Origin of the sequence: Nitratidesulfovibrio sp., from assembly GCF_040373385.1 — a bacterium.
GTDB lineage: Bacteria > Desulfobacterota > Desulfovibrionia > Desulfovibrionales > Desulfovibrionaceae > Cupidesulfovibrio.
On sequence record NZ_JBDXXH010000010.1, the window covers coordinates 101,296 to 120,612 of the forward strand.

A 19,317-nucleotide genomic window follows, 5' to 3' on the forward strand; every position below is an offset into this window, starting at 1 on the left:
CTCCGGCGGTTGCGGGACGTGCGGTTGCGTCGCAAGGGGAATGCGCTGCGGCGAACGGGCTGGGCCCTGCCGCGTGGAGGATCGCGGCCGACACGAAGTGATGCGTCCAACTGGCCTTACGGCTTGGGCGGACCATAGACCAGCATTTCCGCCAGCGTCAAGGAAACCCGGGGGGAAACGCGGGGGGAAACCCGGGGGGCGCCGCCCTTGCCCGCGCCCTTGGCACAGTGCTCCATTTCCAGTTCCGCCAGGCGCCGGTAGAAGGGGGTGCGGTCCAGGGTGGGCACGGCCTCGTCGGGCTGGCCGTCGGTCAGGCCGCAGAATCGGTGGCAGCCGCGGAACACCTGGCGCTGCCCGTCGGGACGCAGCAGCACGTTGCGGGTGCCGTGCATGCGGCAGATCATCAGCCGGTGGGCATACAGGCCGCACAGCCCCTCGTCGTTGACGGGGCACATCACGCGCGGCACCACTCCGGCGGCCCGCGCGGCTTCGCACTGGGCAACCACATCGCGGGCGCGGCGCAGGTATTCGGCGCGGCGCACCTCCGGCAGGGCCAGCATGCCCTTCCACAGGTAGGCCCACTCCACGTGGGTGTGGTGCTGGAAATGGGTAAGGCAGCAGTTGTCCTCGCAGCCCGCGCAGGTCAGCCCGGCGGCGCTGGCGGTTTCCGCGTAGGCCCGTTCCATGTCGGCGTACAGTTCCGCCAGACGGGCGAAGACGCCAAGCCCCTTGCGGCCACCCTTCGATGTCGGTTTGCCCGGCTGGGGAGGGCCAGCCGCGTTCAGTGCGGCGGCAATGCGCGCGGACGCGAGGGGGGCAGGCTTGCGCGCGGGGTTGTGGCCGGACATCATGCCTCCCCGCCGGTCAGCCAGGCCACGATGCGCGCGGCGCAACCGCCGGGCGACAGGGCGTCGGCGGCCACGGTGAAGCTGGCGTAGCGCCGGTACAGTGCGATGCGCTCGTTGTACAGGTCCTCTATGGTCTGCCCCGGCGCGATGGCCAGCCCCCGTTCCGGGTTCATGGCAATGCGTTCCAGGATCAGCGGCAGGGAAACGTCAAGGTAGACCAGCGGCCCCAGCGCGGACAGGTGGGCCATGGCCTCGGGGCGATAGACCACGCTGCCCCCGGTGGACAGCACGGTGCGCCGCGCCCCGATGCGACGGATGACGCCCGCTTCCACGTCCAGGAAACGTTCCTTGTCCATGGAATCGGCCACGGCTTGCAGCCGGGTGCCGTAGGTGGCCTCGATGAGGTTGTCGGTATCCACGTGGGCCCAGCCAAGCTGAAGGGCCAGTTCGCGGCCCACGGTGGTCTTTCCGGCACCGGCCATGCCGATGATGCTGACGCACCCGTCGGGTGCGATGCGTGCGGGGTCAAGCGGAAGGGGGGCGATGGGAGTGGTCATGTTCAGTCCTGTGACGATGTCCTGTGCGCTGTCCGGACGAATGCGCGGGGCCGTGGTGGCCGGAAATTCCTTGCGGCGCAGGCCCGGCGCGACTGCCTGTGTAGTCGGCTGCGGCATGCGGTGTCAACCGGCGCGGTGCGTGGCCGGGAAAGGCAGGTGGCGTACGCCGGGCGCCGCGTGTTGATGCGCTGCCCCGGCCATGCGCTGGCCACGCGCTGGCTTGTCGCGCGCTACCGGGCAAATGCAAAAAGGCAGGCCCGCCGAAGCGGACCTGCCCGAAAGGCAGCGTGCGAAAGCGATTAACGCTTGGAGTACTGGTACCGGGCGCGGGCAGCGCGCTGGCCGTACTTCTTGCGTTCCTTCTTGCGGGCGTCGCGGGTCAGGAACCCGGCGCGCTTCAGGGCACCGCGCAGTTCCGGCTCGACTTCGAGCAGGGCGCGGGAAATGCCGTGGCGCACCGCTTCGGCCTGGCCGGTCACGCCGCCGCCGCAAACGTTGACCTTGATGTCGAAGCGTTCGACGTTCTTGGTCAGCACCAGGGGCTGGCGGATGATCATTTGCAGCGACTTGCGCGGGAAGTAGTCTTCGAAGGGGCGACCGTTCACCACGATTTGACCGGAACCGGCGTACAGTCGGGTACGGGCCGTGGCGGTCTTGCGGCGACCGGTGCCGTAGTTGAATTCGTTGGCCATGATTCTCTCCGGCTCGATCGGGTTAGTACTGGATGGCGAGCGGCTGCGGGTTCTGGGCGGCATGCGGATGCTCGGGGCCTGCGTAGACCTTGAGCTTCTTCAGCATGGCGCGGCCAAGCCGGTTCTTGGGCAGCATGCCCCGCACGGCGTTCATCAGCACGCGTTCCGGATGGGAGGCGAGCAGCTTCTCGAGGGTGATCTCGTGAAGACCGCCGACATACCCGGAGTGACGGTAGTATTTCTTGGCGGCAAGCTTGTTGCCGGTGACCTTGATCTTTTCGCAGTTGACCACGACGATGAAGTCGCCGTTGTCCATGTGCGGTGCGAACTCGGGCTTGTGCTTGCCACGCAGGCGATGCGTGATCTGGGTGGCAAGGCGGCCGAGAACCAGGTCGGAGGCATCGACCACGAACCATTCGCGGTTGATGTTCTCGGGCGTGGGGCTGAACGTTTTCATCAGAGCGTACTCCTGTGCGAGCTCGAAAGAACGGTCTATGTATTGGGTTCCCCGCCCTCTGTCAATAGAAAAAGGGCGTAGAAACGCGCGACGGACGATGCCGCCCCCGCAGGGTGGCATCATGCGTGCGATGCTTGCCGTACCGGACGGAACCGGACTGGCCGGGGGTGCCTTGTCAGCCCATGGTCGGGCAGTGATGCTGGCGGTCCCTGGCGCATGTCGCGGTGACGCGGGGTTCGCTTGGCGGTCGTCCGCACTTCGGTTCCCACTGGCGCGCCTAACGGGGCGGCGGGCCTGGGGAGCGGACAACTGGCCCCGCAAACCGCCAATGACGGGCGGGGCGGGGCAGCACCGGGCAGGCGCCGGAAGAACTCGGCCGGAAGGTTGGCTTGGACCCTCCCGCTGGCTTCCGTGGCGTGAACCCGAAGCGTATCGCTTCAAACTCTTGAGCTTTATACCACGACCGCATACATTGCCAAGAGATTTTCTTGAACCCCCACGGGAGGACCCATGCCCAGCATTCGCAAGAGCCTGCTCCAGTTCGTTTTTTCCGGTGCGTACATGAAGCGGTGGAACGACAAGCTGCGGCCCGTGGAACTGATGGAGGTGGACAAGCAGGCCCACAAGATGATCGTTGCGTGGCTGCTGCTGCAACTGAACACCCGCAACCTGCCCGCCGAAGAACGACTGCGCCTTGGCGCGGAAGTGGTGGAAGGCGGACTGTTCGACTATTTCTACCGCCTGGTCATCACCGACATCAAGCCGCCGGTGTTCTATCGCATAAAAGAGAACGAGGCCCACTACCGCGAGCTCACCGAGTGGGTGGCGGACGAACTGGAACACATCGTGCGTCCGCTGGACGAGGACTTCTGGCAGCGGCTGCTGACGTACATCCGCCGCCGCGAAAAGAACACCCTGGCCGACCGCATCCTGACCGCCGCACATCTCTACGCCAGCGGCTGGGAATTCAACCTCATCAAGCCGCTGAACGGGTTCGACGACGAAATGCCGGAAATCGACGGCTCGTTCCAGACCCGCCTGACCGCCATGGCAGACCTGGCCGGGGTGCCCGAACTCATCGGCGGCTCCAGCAACGCACTGGGGCGTTTTGCAAATCTTTGCGGTCAGTTGCGCTTTCAGAAGCGTTGGTCGCAGACCCCCCGCATTCCCGAAACCTCGGTCATCGGGCACATGTTCATCGTGGCCTGCTACGCCTATTTCTTCAGCATCGCCGTGGGCGCGTGCCCCGCGCGGCGGCTGAACAACTTTTTCTGCGGCCTGTTCCACGACCTGCCTGAAGTGCTGACCCGCGACATCATCTCGCCGGTGAAGCGTTCCGTGAAGCAGCTGCCCGAACTCATCCGGCAGTACGAAGAGCAGGAAATGCAGGAACGGGTGTTCTCGCTGCTGGACAAGGCGGGCTATGGCGACGTGGCCAGCCGCCTGGGCTATTTCCTGGGGCTGGCCACGGGGTCCGAATTCGACGAGACCGTGCGCGAACCTGGCACCGACGGCACCCCGGACATGATCCGCAAGGTGACCTTCGAGGAGTTGCAGGCCACCTGCAACCTCGACGCGCTGGACCCCAAGGACGGTCGCCTGGTGAAGGCCTGCGATACCCTTGCCGCGTTCATCGAGGCGCACACCTCGGTCCGCAACGGGGTGACGTCGAGCCACCTGCAGGAAGCCATTGCCCGGCTGCGCGGCGAGTATCGCCGGGTGACGCTGGGGCCGTTGCATGTGGGGGCGCTTTTTGCCGACTTCGACTAGGACGGTTGCGGCACAGGGGCCCTTTTGAACTCTGCTGTCGTCAAACCGCAGTTTCATTCCGGTCGAGTACCACAAACGTACACTCCCTCCATGAAACTGCGGTTTTCCTCGGCAGAGTCCAAAATTCCCTCCTGTGCCGCAACCGTCCGGCGCGTGCCGGGGTATATCCCCACCTGCACAGGCCTCGCCTGTAGCGTTGGCTTGGCCGGTGCGTCCCTTTATGGTCCATCAAACCGTGTTTTTCTTCGGCAGAAGCCAAACTGCGCTCTTGCGCCGATACCACCTGCTCGCCCGGTATAGTCCCGGCTTCTCCTGACTTGCGGCATGAAGCCACGCCGGATGGAGTAATGTGACGGTGTTCCCGTCCCGCATCCTTCCGCAGGGCTTGTGAAAGAGAAGACAAGCGGGGCGAGTTTTGATAACGATGACGCCATGCCCCATCCCGGCCTGATTCCGTCGAGAGGCCGGAGCGGCCCCGGAAACTTCGCGAATGCTCCGCTGATGCTCCGGTCGGCCTGATGTCCATGAACACACTGCGAGGAGAGTGCCGATGCTGTTGCGAAAGCGTGCCTGGGACATCGTACGGGAAGAATTCCCCAAGCTGCGCGAGGACGATTCGCTGGCCGAGGCCATGCGCAAGCTGAGCTCCTGCGTGGGGCCCGACGGCGGGGGCGGGGCGGGTTGCCTGTGCGCCCTGGTGTATGACGAGCGCGACATGCTGCGCGGTGCGCTTTCCGTGTGGGACACCGTGCGCTTCATGGAAGATTCGCTGCTGCGCAGCGGCTCTCTGCGCGGCATAGAGGAGGACGGCTTCGACCGCATCTACCGCAATGCCTGCAAGGTGGCCGGTTCCACCAAGGTGCGCGACGTCATGGACCGCGACATGACCCAGGTGGCCCCCGACGACCCGCTGCTGGTGGTGCTGGAGAGCTTCGTGAAGAAGGGCCGCAGCTATGCCGTGGTCACCGAGGCGGGCAAGGTGCTGGGCGTCATCATGATCAACGACGTGTTCCGCGAGATCAGCGGCGAAATCATCAGCCGCGCCTAACGTCCGTGTCGGCGGCGGGCTGCCGGGGCCATCCCCGCGCGCCCCATGCCCCGACCTTTGCCGATGTGTTCATGCCGACGCAAAAGGGCCGCTCCCGGAAGGGGGCGGCCCGTTTGCGTCGTGTGGGGGGCGTGAAGAAGGCGGAAAAGGGCGCGTGCCGTGCCGAGTACTGTGTGATCGCCGTCTTTCCCCGGCCTGAGGGCAGCCGGGCCTGGGGTGTCTTTTCCGGGTGGGGCGTTCCCCTTACCCCTTGGCCGGGGGGGCGTCGGCCTTGGGCTTGCCGGTGGTGCCGAAGGCGTTGGTCACCAGCGCGTTGAGCAGCAGCGTGGTATAGCGCGCGTCGTAGCGCACCTTGTCCGCCGCCAGTTCCTGCACGGCGGGCACCAGTTCCTTGGCCGGGGCGTAGGGGCGCGTGCTGATCATGGCGGAGAACGAATCGGCCACGGCACAGATGCGGCCCAGTCGGCTGATCTGCTCGCCCTTGAGTTTCTGCGGGTAGCCGGAACCGTCCAGCCGCTCGTGATGCTCCAGGGTGCACTGGCGCAATTCGTCGAAGGCCAGCCCCATCTTGTGCATGATCTTGGCCCCCACCAGCGGATGCAGGGGGATCTTGTCCTTTTCGTCGGGTTTCAGCGGGGTTGTCTTGGACAGGATGAACGCGGGCACCTTGGCCATGCCCAGGTCGTGCAGCAGGAGGGCCAGCGCCGACCGGTCCAGGTCGCGGCGCTTCAGGTTGTCGCCCATGGAAGTAACCAGCAGCCACAGCCCCACCGAAAGGGTGTTCAGCGAATGCTTGGCCAGCGAATGCTCGCGGTGCAGGCGGCGCATGAACTGCTTCACCCGGTGCTTGTCCTGCCACAGGTATTCGGTCAGCACCATCACGTCGCGGTACAGCACCTCGAACACCGGCTTCACGGGCTGGTCGATGAATGCGTTCACCCGCAGGGTCAGGGCCTGCTGGAAGATGTCGGCGACTTCGCCTTCCTTCAGGTTCTTGTCCACCAGTACCAGGTCCAGTTGGTGCACGATGTGCTGCGAATAGATGGGGTGGTCAGAGCGCGAGACGAACAGGTCGCCCGCCTCGCACATGCGCTGCACCTCTTCCACCTGCTCGTTGGTAAGCCGTGCGCCCTTGCGGGTGTACGGCTGCAACTGGGCCAGGTCTTCCCGGAAGCGAAACAGGTCTACCGGGGGACGGTATTTGGGAAAGCTCGACAATATCTCCGTACTGATCTGGTAGTATTCCTCGGAAATATTGTCGGGGATGGTTGCCTTCACCGTGGGTAGCTCCCTTGTGGTGCTCGCGTGGTCCGCGTGGCAAGCGCGGCTGATGTCGTGGCGTCCTGCCCGCTCTGCCCGTTCTGCCTGTCATGGGGTTCCGGCCCGTTCGGGCCGTTGCTGCATGGGGTCGGACGCAGTCTGCCGTTACTTTCTGTAGATCTTCACCATGTTGGTGCCGCGCGGCTTGCGGCCCGCCTTGGGCTGCCCGGCGGTAATGACCACGTTGTCGCCCTTTTCGAAGTCGGGTGCGGTATCCACGAAGCGTTCGGCCCGTGCCACGTGGCCGGGGATGTCCAGCGGGATGTCCTGCGGCACGATGCCCCACGAGAAGTTCAGGGCGCGCAGGGCGGCCTGGTCGGGCGTCAGGGCCCAGACCATCTGGCGCGGGCGGCGCGACGAGATGAGCCGGGCGGACGCGCCGGTCATGCTGTGCGAGACGATGCCCTTGGCGCCGGTCTTCTCCGCCAGCAGGCAGGCCGCGTACGCCAGGAAGTCCGCCGTGCCCTTTTCGTCGGCGGGCTCGGCAAGGCGCTGCGTCTCGAAGTGCAACTCTTCTGCTTTTGCGGCAATTTCTTTCATGAATTCAACGGTTTCAACGGGAAAGTTGCCCATGGCCGTTTCTTCGGAAAGCATCACGCAGTCGGCCCCGTCCAGCACGGCGTTGGCCACGTCGGTGGTTTCCGCGCGGGTGGGGGAGGGGCTGTTGACCATGGACAGCAGCATCTGGGTGGCCACGATGACCGGCTTGGCCGCGCGGTTGCAGGCGCGGATGATGCGCTTCTGCATGGCGGGCAGGGCGGGCAGGGGGCATTCCACTCCCAGGTCGCCGCGGGCCACCATGATCACGTCGGCCTCGGCCAGGATGTCGTCCAGCCGGTCAACGGCGTTCTGCCGTTCCAGTTTGGCGATGACGGGAATGTGCTTGCGGCCGCTGGCCGCGATGATTTCCTTGGCGTCGCGGATGTCTTCCGGCGTCTGCACGAAGGACAGGGCCACGGCGTCCACGCCCAGTTCCAGGCCGTCGGCCAGGTCCTTGCGGTCCTTTTCGGTCAGGGCGGGCAGGCGCACCGACTTGCCGGGCAGGGCCAGGCCCTTGCGCGAGGTGATGATGCCGCTGTTGTCGGCCTCCAGTTCAAAGCATCCTGCCGGGGCGGTGCCCAGCACGCGGAACTGCAACCCGCCGTCCGACAGCACCAGCCGGTCGCCGGCTTCCAGCCCGTTCAGCACCGGCTGATTGGTGAAGGGAATGAACGGCAGCACGGCGTCGGCCGGGGCCTTGGGACCCAGCAGCACGCGGTCGCCCTTGCCCACGGAGATGGCGCCGTCCGGAATTTCGCCGATGCGGATCTTGGGGCCGGAAAGGTCCTGCAAGATGGTTACCGGGCTGCCGCATTCGGCTTCCAGTTCGCGCAGCAGGCGCACCAGATCCACGAACATGGACGCGTTGCCGTGGGAAAAGTTGAGTCGAAAGATGCGCACTCCAGCGGCGATGAGGCGCGAAAGCACCTCCCGCGAGCGCGATGCCGGACCTATGGTGGCGATTATCTTCGTTCTCATGATCCACCCCTGTGCAATAAGTTGTATCTTGTCAAGCCGTTTGTGCGTCGCGGAGGGTTTCACCGACCATGCGGCGGTGCGTGGCGGATACCCCCGTATATCGTGTCGGCACCCATCATGTCCCCATGCGTTTCATAAAAATATCAGCGCAGGTCGCACCTGCTGCCGCAGGGGCAGGCGCATGCCGCCCGGGGGGCGAAATGCCGTGCGGCAGCGCACGCCGGGCCCGTGCAGCAGGTGCCGGGCATGTCTTTCTGTGTGGCGCTTTGCTTGGTCGTATTTTGGTGAAATTAAATGGTATTTTTTCTTGTCTCCGCGCTGGCGGAGGTCCGTTAGAAATTTTCTAGACTCCGCCGGATGCCACGGCTTGACAGTGTCAAACATATCATAGAGAAAGTGGGAAATTGTGGTAAAAGGTGGTAGAGTCTCCCTGAAAAGCCCCTTCCTTCCGATGGAAAGCGCCCCGCGTGGCACGTGGGGGAAACGGCGGAAGCAGGGTCCGTTTTTTCGACCCCTCGCGCAATAGCGCGGGATGACAGGCAAGTGGTGTTTCCATGTTGTTCAGAGGCCGTTCCCACCGCAGTCTCGACCCCAAGGGCCGACTGATGCTGCCGCCGGATTTCCGCGACATCCTCGTGTCGCGTGCCGACGGTGGCAAGCTGGTGCTGACCAGCTTCGACGACTGCGTCATGGGCTACCCCCTGCCCGACTGGGAAGACTTCGAGCGCAAGTTCTCGAACCTGAAGAACCCTTCGCGCAAGATGCGCGACTTCCGCCGCCTGGTCATCGGCAGTGCCGAACTCATGGACCTGGACGGGCAGGGGCGGGTGCGCATCTCGCGTTCGCACATGGACTACGCGGGCATCACCAAGGACGTGGTGTTGCTGGGCCAGGGCAGTCGCTTCGAAATCTGGGACCAGGGCCGCTTCGACGGCATCGTGGCGCAGGACTTCGACGACGTGGCCGCAGAGCTTGCCGACAGTGGCATCGAACTTTCCCTTTAGGCCCGGCAGGGCACAGCCCCTCAAAAACCACAGGACATCGTCATGACCGGCGCACCCGACTCCACCACACCGCAGGCCGCCTCCGTTTCCACGGAAGGGGCTCGCGCCGCCACGCTGCATGTGCCCGTGCTGCTGGACGAGGTGCTGGAAGCGCTGGCGCCCCGCCCCGGCGGTCGGTACCTGGACGGTACCGTGGGCCTTGGAGGCCATTCCGCCGCCATCATGGACCGCATCGGCCCGGACGGCGAACTGTGCTGCCTCGACCGCGACACCACGGCGCTTGAGCTGGCCCGCCAGCGCCTGGCCCCGTGGGGTGGCCGCGTGCATTTCTTCCACACCCGCTACGCGGATTTCGAGGCCGCGCTGGATCAGCTGGGCTGGGACAAGGTGGATGGCGCGCTCATCGACATCGGCGTGTCGTCCATGCAGATCGACACCGCCGACCGCGGCTTCAGCTTTAACGCCGACGGCCCGCTGGACATGCGCATGGACCGGGACGGCGACGAGGCCCCGGCATCGAAGCTGGTGAATCGGGCCACGGCGGACGTGCTCAAGGACATCATCCGTCGCTACGGCGAAGACCCCATGGCCGGGCGCATCGCCCGGGCCATCGTGGATGCCCGTGCAACGGGGCCCATCGAGACCACGGCCCAGCTCGCGGCCATCGTGGACCGGGCCTACCCGGCCAAATGGCGCGCCACCTCGCGCAACCACCCGGCCACCCGCACCTTTCAGGCGTTGCGCATGGCCGTCAACGACGAACTGGGGCAGCTGGAAGGCTTTCTCGACCGCATTCTGGACCGGCTGAACCCCGGCGGGCGGCTGGCGGTGATCACCTTCCATTCGCTGGAAGACCGCATCGTCAAGCACCGCCTGCGCGACGAATCGCAGGCCTGCGTGTGCCCGCGCGGCGCGGCCCGCTGCGAATGCGGCCACACGGCCCGCGTGGACGTGCTGACCAGAAAGCCGGTCACCGCCACCGAAGCGGAACTGGCCCGCAACTCCCGCGCGACCAGCGCCAAGCTGCGCGCGGCCCAGCGACTGGCGGAAGGCCAGGCCCCGCGCCCCCGGCGGCGCAACAAGTACGCCCCCGAAGACCGCGATGAAGAGGAAGGGGGCGCGTCATGAGCCAGGGCGTGGGAAGCTGGGTACTGGCCATGATCCTGTCGGTGCTGACCAGCCTGGTGCTGGGTCTGTCGCTGGTGTGGCTGAACATCGAACGCATGGACATGGCCTACACCTTGCGCAAGTTGCAGGGCGAACTGGACGGAAGGGCGGCCCTGACCGCCAAGCTGGAAGTGGAGCGGGACCGGCTGATGTCTCCGTATGAATTGGGAAGGAAGGCGGAGGCCATGGGCATGCGGGGGGCACGCCCCGGCCAGATCCGCCGCATCGAGGAGGCGGGGCGCTAGCGCCCCGGAACGTCATGCTGCGAGCAGACAGGAAGTCACGCATACTCGGCAGGCCCGCGCCGCGCACCGCACGCGACGCGCGTCCCTCTTTCGAGGCGCGCGCCCCCCGTGCCGCACGCGCCCTGCGCAACAAGAAGGCCCCCGGTTCGTCGTTCGCAGGCGGGCCGCGCTTCAATCCCTTTGCCCGCTACGGCGAGGCGGACTGGAGCAAGGTGCGCCTGTACGGCGTGGGCTGCGTGTTCGCGCTGCTGTGGGTGCTGTTGTGGTCGCGCGCCTGGTACGTGCAGGTGTACGACGGCGACCGGCTGGCCGGTCTTGCCCGCCGCCAGCACATGGCGGCGGAGACCGTGTCCGGCAGGCGCGGGGCCATCCTTGACCGCAACGGGCAGATTCTGGCCCGCAGTGTCGAGGTGCGCTCCGTCTACGTTCGCCCCGGCGAGATCCACGACGTGGATGCCACGGTCAATGCCCTGGTCACGGCGCTGGAAGCCCCGGCCAAACAGGTGCGCGAGGCCGTGGCCTCCAAGCGCGGTTTTGCGTGGGTGGCCCGCAAGGTGGACGACCAGGCCGCCGAAAACGTGCGCAAGGCCGGGCTGCCCGGCGTGTACCTGAGCAGCGAGTACGAACGCATTTATCCGTTCAAGCAGATGGCCGGGCAGTTGCTCGGTTTCGTGGGCATGGAGAGCAAGGGCCTTGAAGGCCTGGAACTGACCTTCGAGGATGTGCTGAGCGGCGATTCCGCCCGCAACGTGGTGCAGCGCGATGCCGCCGGGCGTCGGCTGGACATGGATGGCGGCGCTGGCCGCGCGTCCCTGCGTGGCCACGACGTGCATCTGACCATCGATACCCAGGTGCAGTTCTTTGCCGAAGAAGCCTTGGCCCGCTCGGTGGACCAGTTCGACGCCACGTGGGGCGGTTGTCTGGTGGTGGACGTGGATTCGGGCGACATCCTGGCCTGGGCGCAGTACCCGTTCTTCAACCCCAACGCCTATCGCGACTACAAGCCCGAACGCTGGCGCAACCGCCTTGCCGCCGACGCGCTGGAGCCCGGTTCCACGCTGAAGCCGTTTCTGGTGGCCGCCGCCCTTCAGGAGGGCGTGGTCAAGGGCGACACCACGTTCAACTGCGAAAAGGGCCGCTGGAAGACCCGCTACATCACCATCCGCGATACGCACAGCTACGACGTGCTGCCGGTGAACAAGGTGCTGCGCTACTCCAGCAACATCGGCATGGCCAAGATAGGCCTGGAGCTGGGGTCCAAGCGTTACTGGGAATACCTGAACCAGTTGGGCTTCGGCGACCGTACCGGCCTGCCCATCACCGAGAGCAAGGGCATCCTGCGTGATCCGCGCCACTGGTCCGAACCGGACCTGATCACCACCTCCTTCGGCCAGTCCATCGCCGCCACCGGTGTGCAGATGGCCCAGGCCTACCTGACCCTGGCCAACGGCGGTGAACGCAAGCCGCTGCGCCTGGTGGTGGACGACGAAGCCCCGGCCAACTCGGCCAGCCAGAAGGTGTACAACGACAAGACGGTGAAGCAGGTCATCTCCATGCTGCGCGAAGTGGTGGAGGAAGACGGCACCGGCACCCGCGCGCGCATCCCCGGCATCATGGTGGGCGGCAAGACAGGCACCGCGCAGAAGGCTGACGAAACGGGGCGTTACGGTCACGAACGGCTTGCTTCGTTCGTGGGTTTCGCGCCCATCGACAAGCCCAAGTACCTGATTTTGGTCATGGTGGACGAACCCCAGAAAAATTCGTACGGCGGCGTGGTCGCAGCGCCCGTGTTCAAGCACGTGGCCATGCGCACCATGGCCTACCATGGCCTGCTGCCCGATGCGCCCGACCCGGAGGCCCCCACCTACGCCACGCCCCTCGGCAAGACCGGCCCGGTGGAAGTGCGCCGCGAGGTGGCCGAGGCCGTGCGCGAGGCACCTGACGGGGTGCCCAACGTGGTGGGCAAGTCGGTGCGCCGGGCCGTGGAAGTGTTTGCCCGGCAAGGCATGGTGCCCGTGCTCAGGGGCGCCGGGCAGACCGTGATCCGCCAGACCCCGGAACCGGGCACCGAATGGCCCAAGGGGCAGCCCACGGGACAGTGCGTCCTTTGGCTTTCCGAGAATTCCTAGGAGCATCGGCAGATGACCCGTATATCTTTTGATGACCTTCTGGCCCGTGTCCGCCAGAACACGCCGGACATTCGTACCGACTCGCGCAGGGTGGGCCGTGGCGACGTGTTCGTGGCCGTGCCCGGCGTTGCCGCCAACGGCGGCGCGGGCGTGGATGGCGCGGACTTCATTGCCAAGGCATGGGCCGCCGGGGCCGGGGCGGTGGTGTGCCTGCCCGGGCGGGTGGACGCGGCCCTTGCCGATGCGCCCGCAGGCTGCGTGGTGGTCGGGCACGAAGACCCGCGCGCGGCCATCGGCCTGCTGGGTCAGGCCCGCTACGGCACCGATGCGCTGCCCTTCCCGGTGGTGGCCGTTACCGGCACCAACGGCAAGACCACCATCACCTATCTGCTGGAACACGTATTTTCCGCGCTGGGGCGCCGGGCAGGCGTGCTGGGCACCGTCAGCTACCGTTGGCCGGGGTTCGTCATGGACGCCCCCCTGACCACCCCCGACTGCATCGAGACCCACGCCATGCTGGCCCGCATGCGCGACGCCGGGGTGGACGTGGCGCTGATGGAGGTCTCGTCGCACGCGCTGGACCAGCGCCGGGCGGCGGGCATTCGCTTTGCCGGGGCCATCCTGACCAACCTGACGCAGGACCATCTGGACTACCACGGCGACATGGAACACTACTATGCCGCCAAGGCCCGCCTGTTCACCGAACTGCCCGACGCGGACAAGGCCTGCGCCGTCAATGCCGACGACGCCTGGGGCCGCCGCCTGCTGGGCGAGGTGCCGCACGCCATCGGCTTCGGGCTCAATGCGGCCAATGCCGTTCCGGGCCGCAGGTACCTGCACGGCGAAATGGTCCACAACGCCACCTCGGGCCTCACGCTGCGCATGACCCATGAAGGGCGGCAGTGGGAACTTTCCTCGCACCTCGTCGGCGCGCACAACGCCTCCAACCTGCTGGCCGTGCAGGCCGTGTGCCTGGGCATGGGGCTTGCCCCGGAAGACCTGGCCAGCCTGGCCGACTTCACCGGCGTGCCGGGGCGGCTGGAGCGCATCGTGAACCCGCGGGGGCTGGACATTTTCGTTGATTACGCACATACCCCCGACGCGCTGGAAAACGTGCTGCGCGCGCTGCGTGCGGTGGGCTTTTCGCGCATCGTTACCGTGTTCGGCTGCGGCGGCAACCGCGACCGCACCAAGCGCCCGTTGATGGGGCAGGCGGTGGCGCGTCATGCCGACGTGGCCGTGCTCACGTCCGACAATCCCCGTCACGAAGACCCAGAGGCCATCATGGCCGACGTGCTGCCCGGCCTTGCCGACGCGCGCGAGGTGGTCAGCGACCCCGACCGGGCACGGGCCATCGGCAAGGCCCTTGCGCTGCTGCGGCCCGGCGACGTGCTGCTGGTGGCGGGCAAGGGGCATGAAAGTTACCAGCAGATCGGCGACCGCAAGGTGCCGTACAGCGACCAGCAGGTCATTCGGGAGATATTGGGGTGCAACTGATGTCCATCGCCGCGTGCCACACCGCGCGGGTCCGCGCCGTACCCGGCGGGTCCGGTTCCTCCGCGCACACCGGGTCGTTCCCGTGCGCGGCCGCTGGCGCACGCACCGCCAGTCAGCCGGAAACTTGCCAGGCCGACCACACCACCGGGGGGCGCCATGCTGTATAACCTGCTGTACCCCCTCAGTTCCGAATTCACGGTCCTCAACGTCTTCCGCTACATCACCTTCCGCTCCGTGTGGGCGCTGCTGACGGCGCTGCTGCTGTCCATCCTCATGGGGCCGCGCTTCATCGAGTGGCTGCGGCGCGTCAAGTGCGGGCAGCACATCCACGAGGACGTCACCTGCCACATGCAGAAGGCGGGCACCCCCACCATGGGCGGCCTGCTCATCGCCTTCTGCCTGACGTGCAGCGTGCTGCTGTGGGCCGACCTGACCAACAAGTACGTCTGGCTGACCATGCTCATCTTCCTGGGGTTCGGGCTGGTCGGGTTTCTGGACGACTACATCAAGATCCGCCGCCGCAACAACAAGGGGCTGTCCGCCCGCGCCAAGTTTCTGGGGCAGGTGGTGGTGGCGGCCGTGGCCATGTACCTGCTGGTCAGCGAGCCGGTGTACTCCACCCGGTTGGCCTTTCCGTTCTTCAAGGGCCTCGCGCCCGACCTCGGCTGGCTGTACATCCCCTTCGCGGTGACGGTGATGGTGGGTTCTTCCAACGGGGTGAACCTTACCGACGGACTGGACGGCCTGGCCATCGGCCCCACCATCATCGCGGGCATGGTCTTTGCCGTGTTCATCTACGTGGCGGGCAACGTGCAGATGGCCACCTACCTGCAAGTGCCCAACATGCCGGGCGTGGGTGAGGTTACCGTGTTCTGCGGCGCGCTGGTGGGCGCGAGCCTGGGCTTTCTGTGGTTCAACGCCTACCCGGCCCAGGTGTTCATGGGCGATGTGGGCTCGCTGGCCCTTGGCGGCGCGCTGGGTTTTCTGGCCGTGCTGTGCAAGCAGGAACTGCTGCTGCTCATCGTGGGCGGGCTGTTCGTGGTGGAGACCCTGTCGGTGATCCTGCAGGTGGGCTACTTCAAGTTCACCGGGGGCAAGCGCATCTTCCGCATGGCCCCGCTGCATCATCACTTCGAATTGCAGGGCATTCCCGAGTCGAAGATCATCATCAGGTTCTGGATCATGTCGGCGCTGCTAGGATTGATGGCGCTGTCGGTCCTGAAGCTGCGTTAGGACAAGGATACGGCAATGACCTGCGACAAGCACACGGCGCGGACCATCGGCAAGGGCGACCTTGTGGTGGTCGTGGGCGCGGGCCGCTCCGGCATGGCTGCCGCGCGGTTGCTGCACCGCATGGGGGCGCGCGTGCGCCTGCTGGAACGCAACGCCGACGGGGTGCCGGCCGACTTCCTGCGCTGGGCCGCCGAAGCCGGTGTGGAAATTGCCACCGGCGACCATTCGCCCGCCCAGTTTGCGGGTGCGCGGGCCGTGGTGCCCAGCCCCGGCATGGCCGTGGCAAAGCTGCGCCCGCTGTTGCCGCAGGGGCCGGGCGCGCCCGAGGTGCTGGCCGAAATGGAGCTTGCCTGGCGGCAACTGGACGGCGAGCCGGTGCTGGCCGTCACCGGAACCAGCGGCAAGACCACCACGGTTTCGCTGTGCGCCGCCATGCTGCGGGCGCAGGGCCTTGCCGTGTTCCTGGGCGGCAACATCGGCACTCCCCTCAGCGAGTACGTGTTGTCCGTAGCGCATGGCGGGGCAGAAGGGCAGGGCAGGGCCGACGCACTGGTCATAGAGATTTCCAGCTTCCAGTTGCAGGCCTGCACCACCTTTCGTCCTCGCGTGGCCATGCTGCTGAACATCAGCGAGAACCACCTCGACTACCACGCCGACATGGCGGAATACATCGCCGCCAAGTTCCGGCTGTTCCGTTGCATGGAAGAAGGCGACCTGGCCATTTTCGGCGAAGGGCTGCGCGACCTGGTGGCCGCGCGCGAACCCAGGGCGCGCACGCTGTTCTTCAACGCGGCATCCAGGCGCTTTCCGCACACCCGCCTGCTGGGCGGGCACAACCAGGCCAACATCGAGGCCGCATGGCAGGCCTGCCGCGAGTTCGGGGTGACCCCGGAGGCGGCGGAAAAGGCCGTGGCCGACTTTGCCCCGCTGGAGCACCGGCTGGAGGCCGTGGCCGAGCGCAACGGCGTGCTGTGGGTGAACGATTCCAAGTGCACCACGGTGGAGGCTCTGCGCGTGGCCCTGCTAGCCTTTGACAGGCCGGTGGTGCTGATGGTGGGCGGCAAGTTCAAGGGCGGCGACCTTGCGTCCCTGCTGCCGCTCATGCTCGGGCGAGTGCGGGCAGTGGTGGGCTTTGGCGCCAGCCGCGAATATTTCAAGGGGGCCTGGATGGGGCAGGGTGAGTTTTCCATGTCCTGGCATCCTGCCCTGGAACCCGCCGTGGCCGAGGCCGCCGAGGTTGCCCGACCGGGCGATGCGGTGGTGATGGCCCCGGCCACCTCCAGTTTCGACCTCTTTGCCAACTACAAGGAGCGCGGCCACGCTTTTCGCCGCGCGGTGGAGGCCCTGCCATGAGGTTCGGCGCGAACGCGGACGCCCACCCCTCTGCCGCACTGGCGGACCTGCGCCACGGCGGCAGCTTTGGCGGCATCGCCCACGGCGACCACGGCCAGCAGAACGGCGTGGACTGGTGGCTGTTCGCCATCGCCCTGACCCTGCTGGGCATCGGCCTGCTGATGGTGCTGTCCGCCAGCGGCATCGTGGCCGAGCGCTTCAACGCGGACAAGTACTACTTCTTCAAGCGCCAGCTGCTCTTTGCCTGCGTGGGCGGCGTCTCCATGTTCACCGCTGCGGTGGTGCCCCGCAACATACTGTACAAATTGCAGTACCCCATTCTGTTCGGGGTGCTGGTCATGCTCATCCTGGTGCTGACCCCGCTGGGCAACAAGGTCAACGGCGCGCGTCGGTGGATACAGGTGGGGCCGGTGGCCGTGCAGCCCATGGAATTCACCAAGATCGCGCTGGCCTTGTACCTGGCCTATTTCATGAGCACCAAGCAGGATATCATCAAGACCTTCAGCCGGGGGGTCATACCGCCGTTCGCCGTGACCGGGGTGTTTTGCGCGCTGCTGCTGCGCCAGCCCGACTTCGGCGGGGCGGCGGTGCTGGCCATGATCCTGTTCTTCATGTGCCTGGTTGGCGGCACGCGGTTCTTCTATCTGGCCGTATCCGGGGCGGCGGCCGTGGCGGGCGCCATCATGCTGGTGGTGCATTCGCCGTACCGCTTCCGCCGGTTCACCGCCTTTCTCGACCCCTTCGCCGATGCGCAGGATTCCGGCTACCAGTTGGTGCAATCGCTGTTCGCGCTGGGGTCGGGCGGCATCACCGGCGTGGGCATCGGCGCCAGCCGCCAGAAGCTGTTCTACCTGCCGGAAGCGCACAACGACTTCATCATCGCCGTGCTGGGCGAGGAACTGGGGTTCATCGGCATGTCGCTGGTCTTCGTGCTGATGGGCATGCTGTTCTGGCGGAGCTTTCGCATCGCCGCCCGCCAGGACGACCTGCGCGACAGGTTCACCGCCTTCGGCGTAACCCTGGTGCTGCTGCTGGGCGCCGTGCTGAACATGGCGGTGGTCATGGGCGTGGCGCCTCCCAAGGGCGTGCCCATGCCCTTCCTGAGCTATGGGGGCAGCAGCCTGCTGACCACCCTGACCTGCGTGGGGCTGTTGCTGAACTATTCGCGAACGGCACGCTGACGGCGTGCCTTCGCACGTTTTCGCCACCGTTCCGGAAACCGGAGGAAACACCATGCGTCGCGTCATCCTCACCACTGGCGGAACCGGGGGGCACATCTTCCCGGCGCTTGCCGTGGCCGAGGAGATCACCCGCCGGTACCCCAAGGCCCGCATCCTGTTCCTGGGGGGGCAATACGGGCCGGAAGCCGACCTTGCGGCCCGAGCCGGGCTCGAGTATGTGGGCCTGCCGGTACGCGGGGTGATGGGGCGCGGCCTGCGTGCGCTGGCCGCCGCCGGGGCCATGGGCCTTGGCGTGTGGCGTGCGGTTTCCGTGGTGCGCCGGTTCGACCCGGACATCGCCGTGGGCTTCGGCGGTTACGCCGCCTTTGCCGGGGTGCTGGCCGCCCGGCTGTGCGGCAGGCCCGCCGCCATCCACGAGCAGAACGCCATCCCCGGACTGACCAACCGCCTGTTGGGCCATGTGGTGCAGCGGGTGTTCCTGTCCCTGCCGGACACGGCGGGGGTGTTCCCCGCGCGGCGCAGCGTGACCACCGGCAACCCGGTGCGCGCGGCCATCGTTGCTGCCGGGGCGGCTGCTGCAGCTGCCGTGACGGCGGGGGGCGCCGCCCCGCGTTCCGTCCATTCGCGCCGTCTGCTGGTCATGGGCGGCAGCCTTGGCGCCCGCGCCATCAACGAGGCAGTGGTGGCTGCACTGCCTGCCCTGCGCGATGCCGGGGTGGAGTTGTGGCACCAGACCGGCACCAGCGATTGGGAACGGGTGCGCACGGGCTACAAGCAGGCCGGAATTTCCGAGGCCCGCGTCGAGGCCTTCATCGACGACGTGGCCAGCGCCTACACCTGGGCGGACCTTGTGCTGTGCCGCGCCGGGGCCACCTCCGTGGCCGAACTGGCTGTGGCGGGCAAGCCTTCGGTGCTGGTGCCGTTTCCGTTTGCCACCCACAACCACCAGTTGCACAACGCCCGGCACGTTGCCGACGCAGGCGCGGCACTGGTGGTGGAGCAGAAGGACGTCACGCCCGGTGCGGACGGCAAGCCCGCAGTGGCGCTGGACCACGTGCTGGTCGAGCTTCTGGCTGACCGCCAGCGGCTGGCCGACATGAGCCACGCCGCGCGCGCCATGGGCAGGCCGCAGGCCGCAGCCGCCGTGGTGGACGGCATGGAAGCCATCCTCGCGGGGCGTGGGAAGTAAGTTGGAGTTTTTTGTGTGACTCCGGCGGGCAAGGGGCTTCGCCCCCTGCACCCCCGTTATGAAAAAGTATTTTGTTTGGTGCGCACCGCGCATCAGTGATGCAGCAGAG

General features: G+C 66.6%; 17 protein-coding genes. 11 read left to right on the top strand and 6 right to left on the bottom strand.

Features of this window, described 5'->3' with window-relative positions; genetic code table 11:
* Positions 1-116: 116 nt before the first annotated feature.
* The 4 genes from ABWO17_RS15120 to rplM form a co-directional block, all read right to left on the bottom strand.
* Positions 117-848: a hypothetical protein gene (locus tag ABWO17_RS15120; protein ID WP_353119961.1), complete on the bottom strand. Its 732-nt coding sequence runs from the start codon at positions 846-848 to the stop codon at positions 117-119.
* Complete coding sequence (gene thrB, locus ABWO17_RS15125) at positions 848-1,405, bottom strand: homoserine kinase (RefSeq protein WP_353120061.1); 558 nt, start codon at positions 1,403-1,405, stop codon at positions 848-850. Before thrB ends, ABWO17_RS15120 begins: the two co-directional genes overlap by 1 nt.
* A gap of 299 nt (positions 1,406-1,704) precedes the next feature.
* Entirely contained in the window at positions 1,705-2,097 is a 393-nt protein-coding gene (gene rpsI, locus ABWO17_RS15130) for a 30S ribosomal protein S9 (protein WP_007522928.1), read from the bottom strand.
* A gap of 22 nt (positions 2,098-2,119) precedes the next feature.
* Complete coding sequence (gene rplM / locus ABWO17_RS15135; protein ID WP_353119963.1) at positions 2,120-2,554, bottom strand: 50S ribosomal protein L13; 435 nt, start codon at positions 2,552-2,554, stop codon at positions 2,120-2,122.
* A 510-nt stretch (positions 2,555-3,064) separates the two neighbouring features.
* Here rplM and ABWO17_RS15140 point away from each other — a divergent pair.
* A complete protein-coding gene (locus ABWO17_RS15140; RefSeq protein ID WP_353119965.1) occupies positions 3,065-4,324 on the top strand; it encodes an HD domain-containing protein in 1,260 nt (419 codons plus the stop codon).
* Between the two features lie 550 nt (positions 4,325-4,874).
* Positions 4,875-5,372: a CBS domain-containing protein gene (locus tag ABWO17_RS15145; protein WP_007522922.1), complete on the top strand. Its 498-nt coding sequence runs from the start codon at positions 4,875-4,877 to the stop codon at positions 5,370-5,372.
* A gap of 243 nt (positions 5,373-5,615) precedes the next feature.
* On the opposite strand, the gene ABWO17_RS15150 is transcribed toward ABWO17_RS15145, so the two are convergent.
* Positions 5,616-6,650, bottom strand: coding sequence for an HD-GYP domain-containing protein (locus ABWO17_RS15150; RefSeq protein WP_353119967.1), 1,035 nt, complete (start codon positions 6,648-6,650; stop codon positions 5,616-5,618).
* Between the two features lie 147 nt (positions 6,651-6,797).
* Positions 6,798-8,210, bottom strand: a complete 1,413-nt coding sequence (pyk, locus tag ABWO17_RS15155; RefSeq protein WP_353119969.1) for a pyruvate kinase — start codon at positions 8,208-8,210, stop codon at positions 6,798-6,800.
* Between the two features lie 554 nt (positions 8,211-8,764).
* On the opposite strand from pyk, the gene mraZ reads away from it, so the two are divergent.
* The 9 genes from mraZ to murG all read left to right on the top strand — a co-directional run bounded on the left by mraZ (position 8,765) and on the right by murG (position 19,208).
* Positions 8,765-9,214, top strand: coding sequence for a division/cell wall cluster transcriptional repressor MraZ (gene mraZ / locus ABWO17_RS15160; protein WP_353119971.1), 450 nt, complete (start codon positions 8,765-8,767; stop codon positions 9,212-9,214).
* Positions 9,215-9,256: 42 nt separating this feature from the next.
* Positions 9,257-10,342, top strand: a complete 1,086-nt coding sequence (rsmH, locus tag ABWO17_RS15165) for a 16S rRNA (cytosine(1402)-N(4))-methyltransferase RsmH (protein ID WP_353119973.1) — start codon at positions 9,257-9,259, stop codon at positions 10,340-10,342.
* Complete coding sequence (locus tag ABWO17_RS15170; protein ID WP_353119975.1) at positions 10,339-10,626, top strand: hypothetical protein; 288 nt, start codon at positions 10,339-10,341, stop codon at positions 10,624-10,626. Before rsmH ends, ABWO17_RS15170 begins: the two co-directional genes overlap by 4 nt.
* Positions 10,627-10,640: 14 nt before the next feature.
* Positions 10,641-12,755 carry a penicillin-binding transpeptidase domain-containing protein gene (locus tag ABWO17_RS15175; protein WP_353119977.1) on the top strand — a complete coding sequence of 705 codons (2,115 nt, stop codon included), beginning with the start codon at positions 10,641-10,643 and terminating at the stop codon, positions 12,753-12,755.
* 12 nt (positions 12,756-12,767) lie between these two features.
* Positions 12,768-14,252 (top strand): UDP-N-acetylmuramoyl-L-alanyl-D-glutamate--2,6-diaminopimelate ligase, encoded by a 1,485-nt coding sequence (locus ABWO17_RS15180; protein WP_353119979.1) that lies wholly within the window; start codon positions 12,768-12,770, stop codon positions 14,250-14,252.
* Positions 14,253-14,408: 156 nt separating this feature from the next.
* The gene (mraY, locus tag ABWO17_RS15185; RefSeq protein ID WP_353119981.1) at positions 14,409-15,485 is read left to right on the top strand and encodes a phospho-N-acetylmuramoyl-pentapeptide-transferase; all 1,077 of its coding nucleotides are present in this window, start codon (positions 14,409-14,411) and stop codon (positions 15,483-15,485) included.
* A 15-nt stretch (positions 15,486-15,500) separates the two neighbouring features.
* On the top strand, positions 15,501-16,838 hold the full coding sequence (gene murD / locus ABWO17_RS15190; RefSeq protein WP_353119983.1) for a UDP-N-acetylmuramoyl-L-alanine--D-glutamate ligase: 1,338 nt from the start codon (positions 15,501-15,503) through the stop codon (positions 16,836-16,838).
* The gene (gene ftsW, locus ABWO17_RS15195; RefSeq protein ID WP_353119985.1) at positions 16,835-18,019 is read left to right on the top strand and encodes a putative lipid II flippase FtsW; all 1,185 of its coding nucleotides are present in this window, start codon (positions 16,835-16,837) and stop codon (positions 18,017-18,019) included. The genes murD and ftsW overlap by 4 nt, the downstream gene beginning before the upstream one ends.
* Before the next feature lie 52 nt (positions 18,020-18,071).
* Complete coding sequence (murG, locus tag ABWO17_RS15200) at positions 18,072-19,208, top strand: undecaprenyldiphospho-muramoylpentapeptide beta-N-acetylglucosaminyltransferase (protein ID WP_353119987.1); 1,137 nt, start codon at positions 18,072-18,074, stop codon at positions 19,206-19,208.
* The last annotated feature ends 109 nt before the right edge of the window (positions 19,209-19,317 follow it).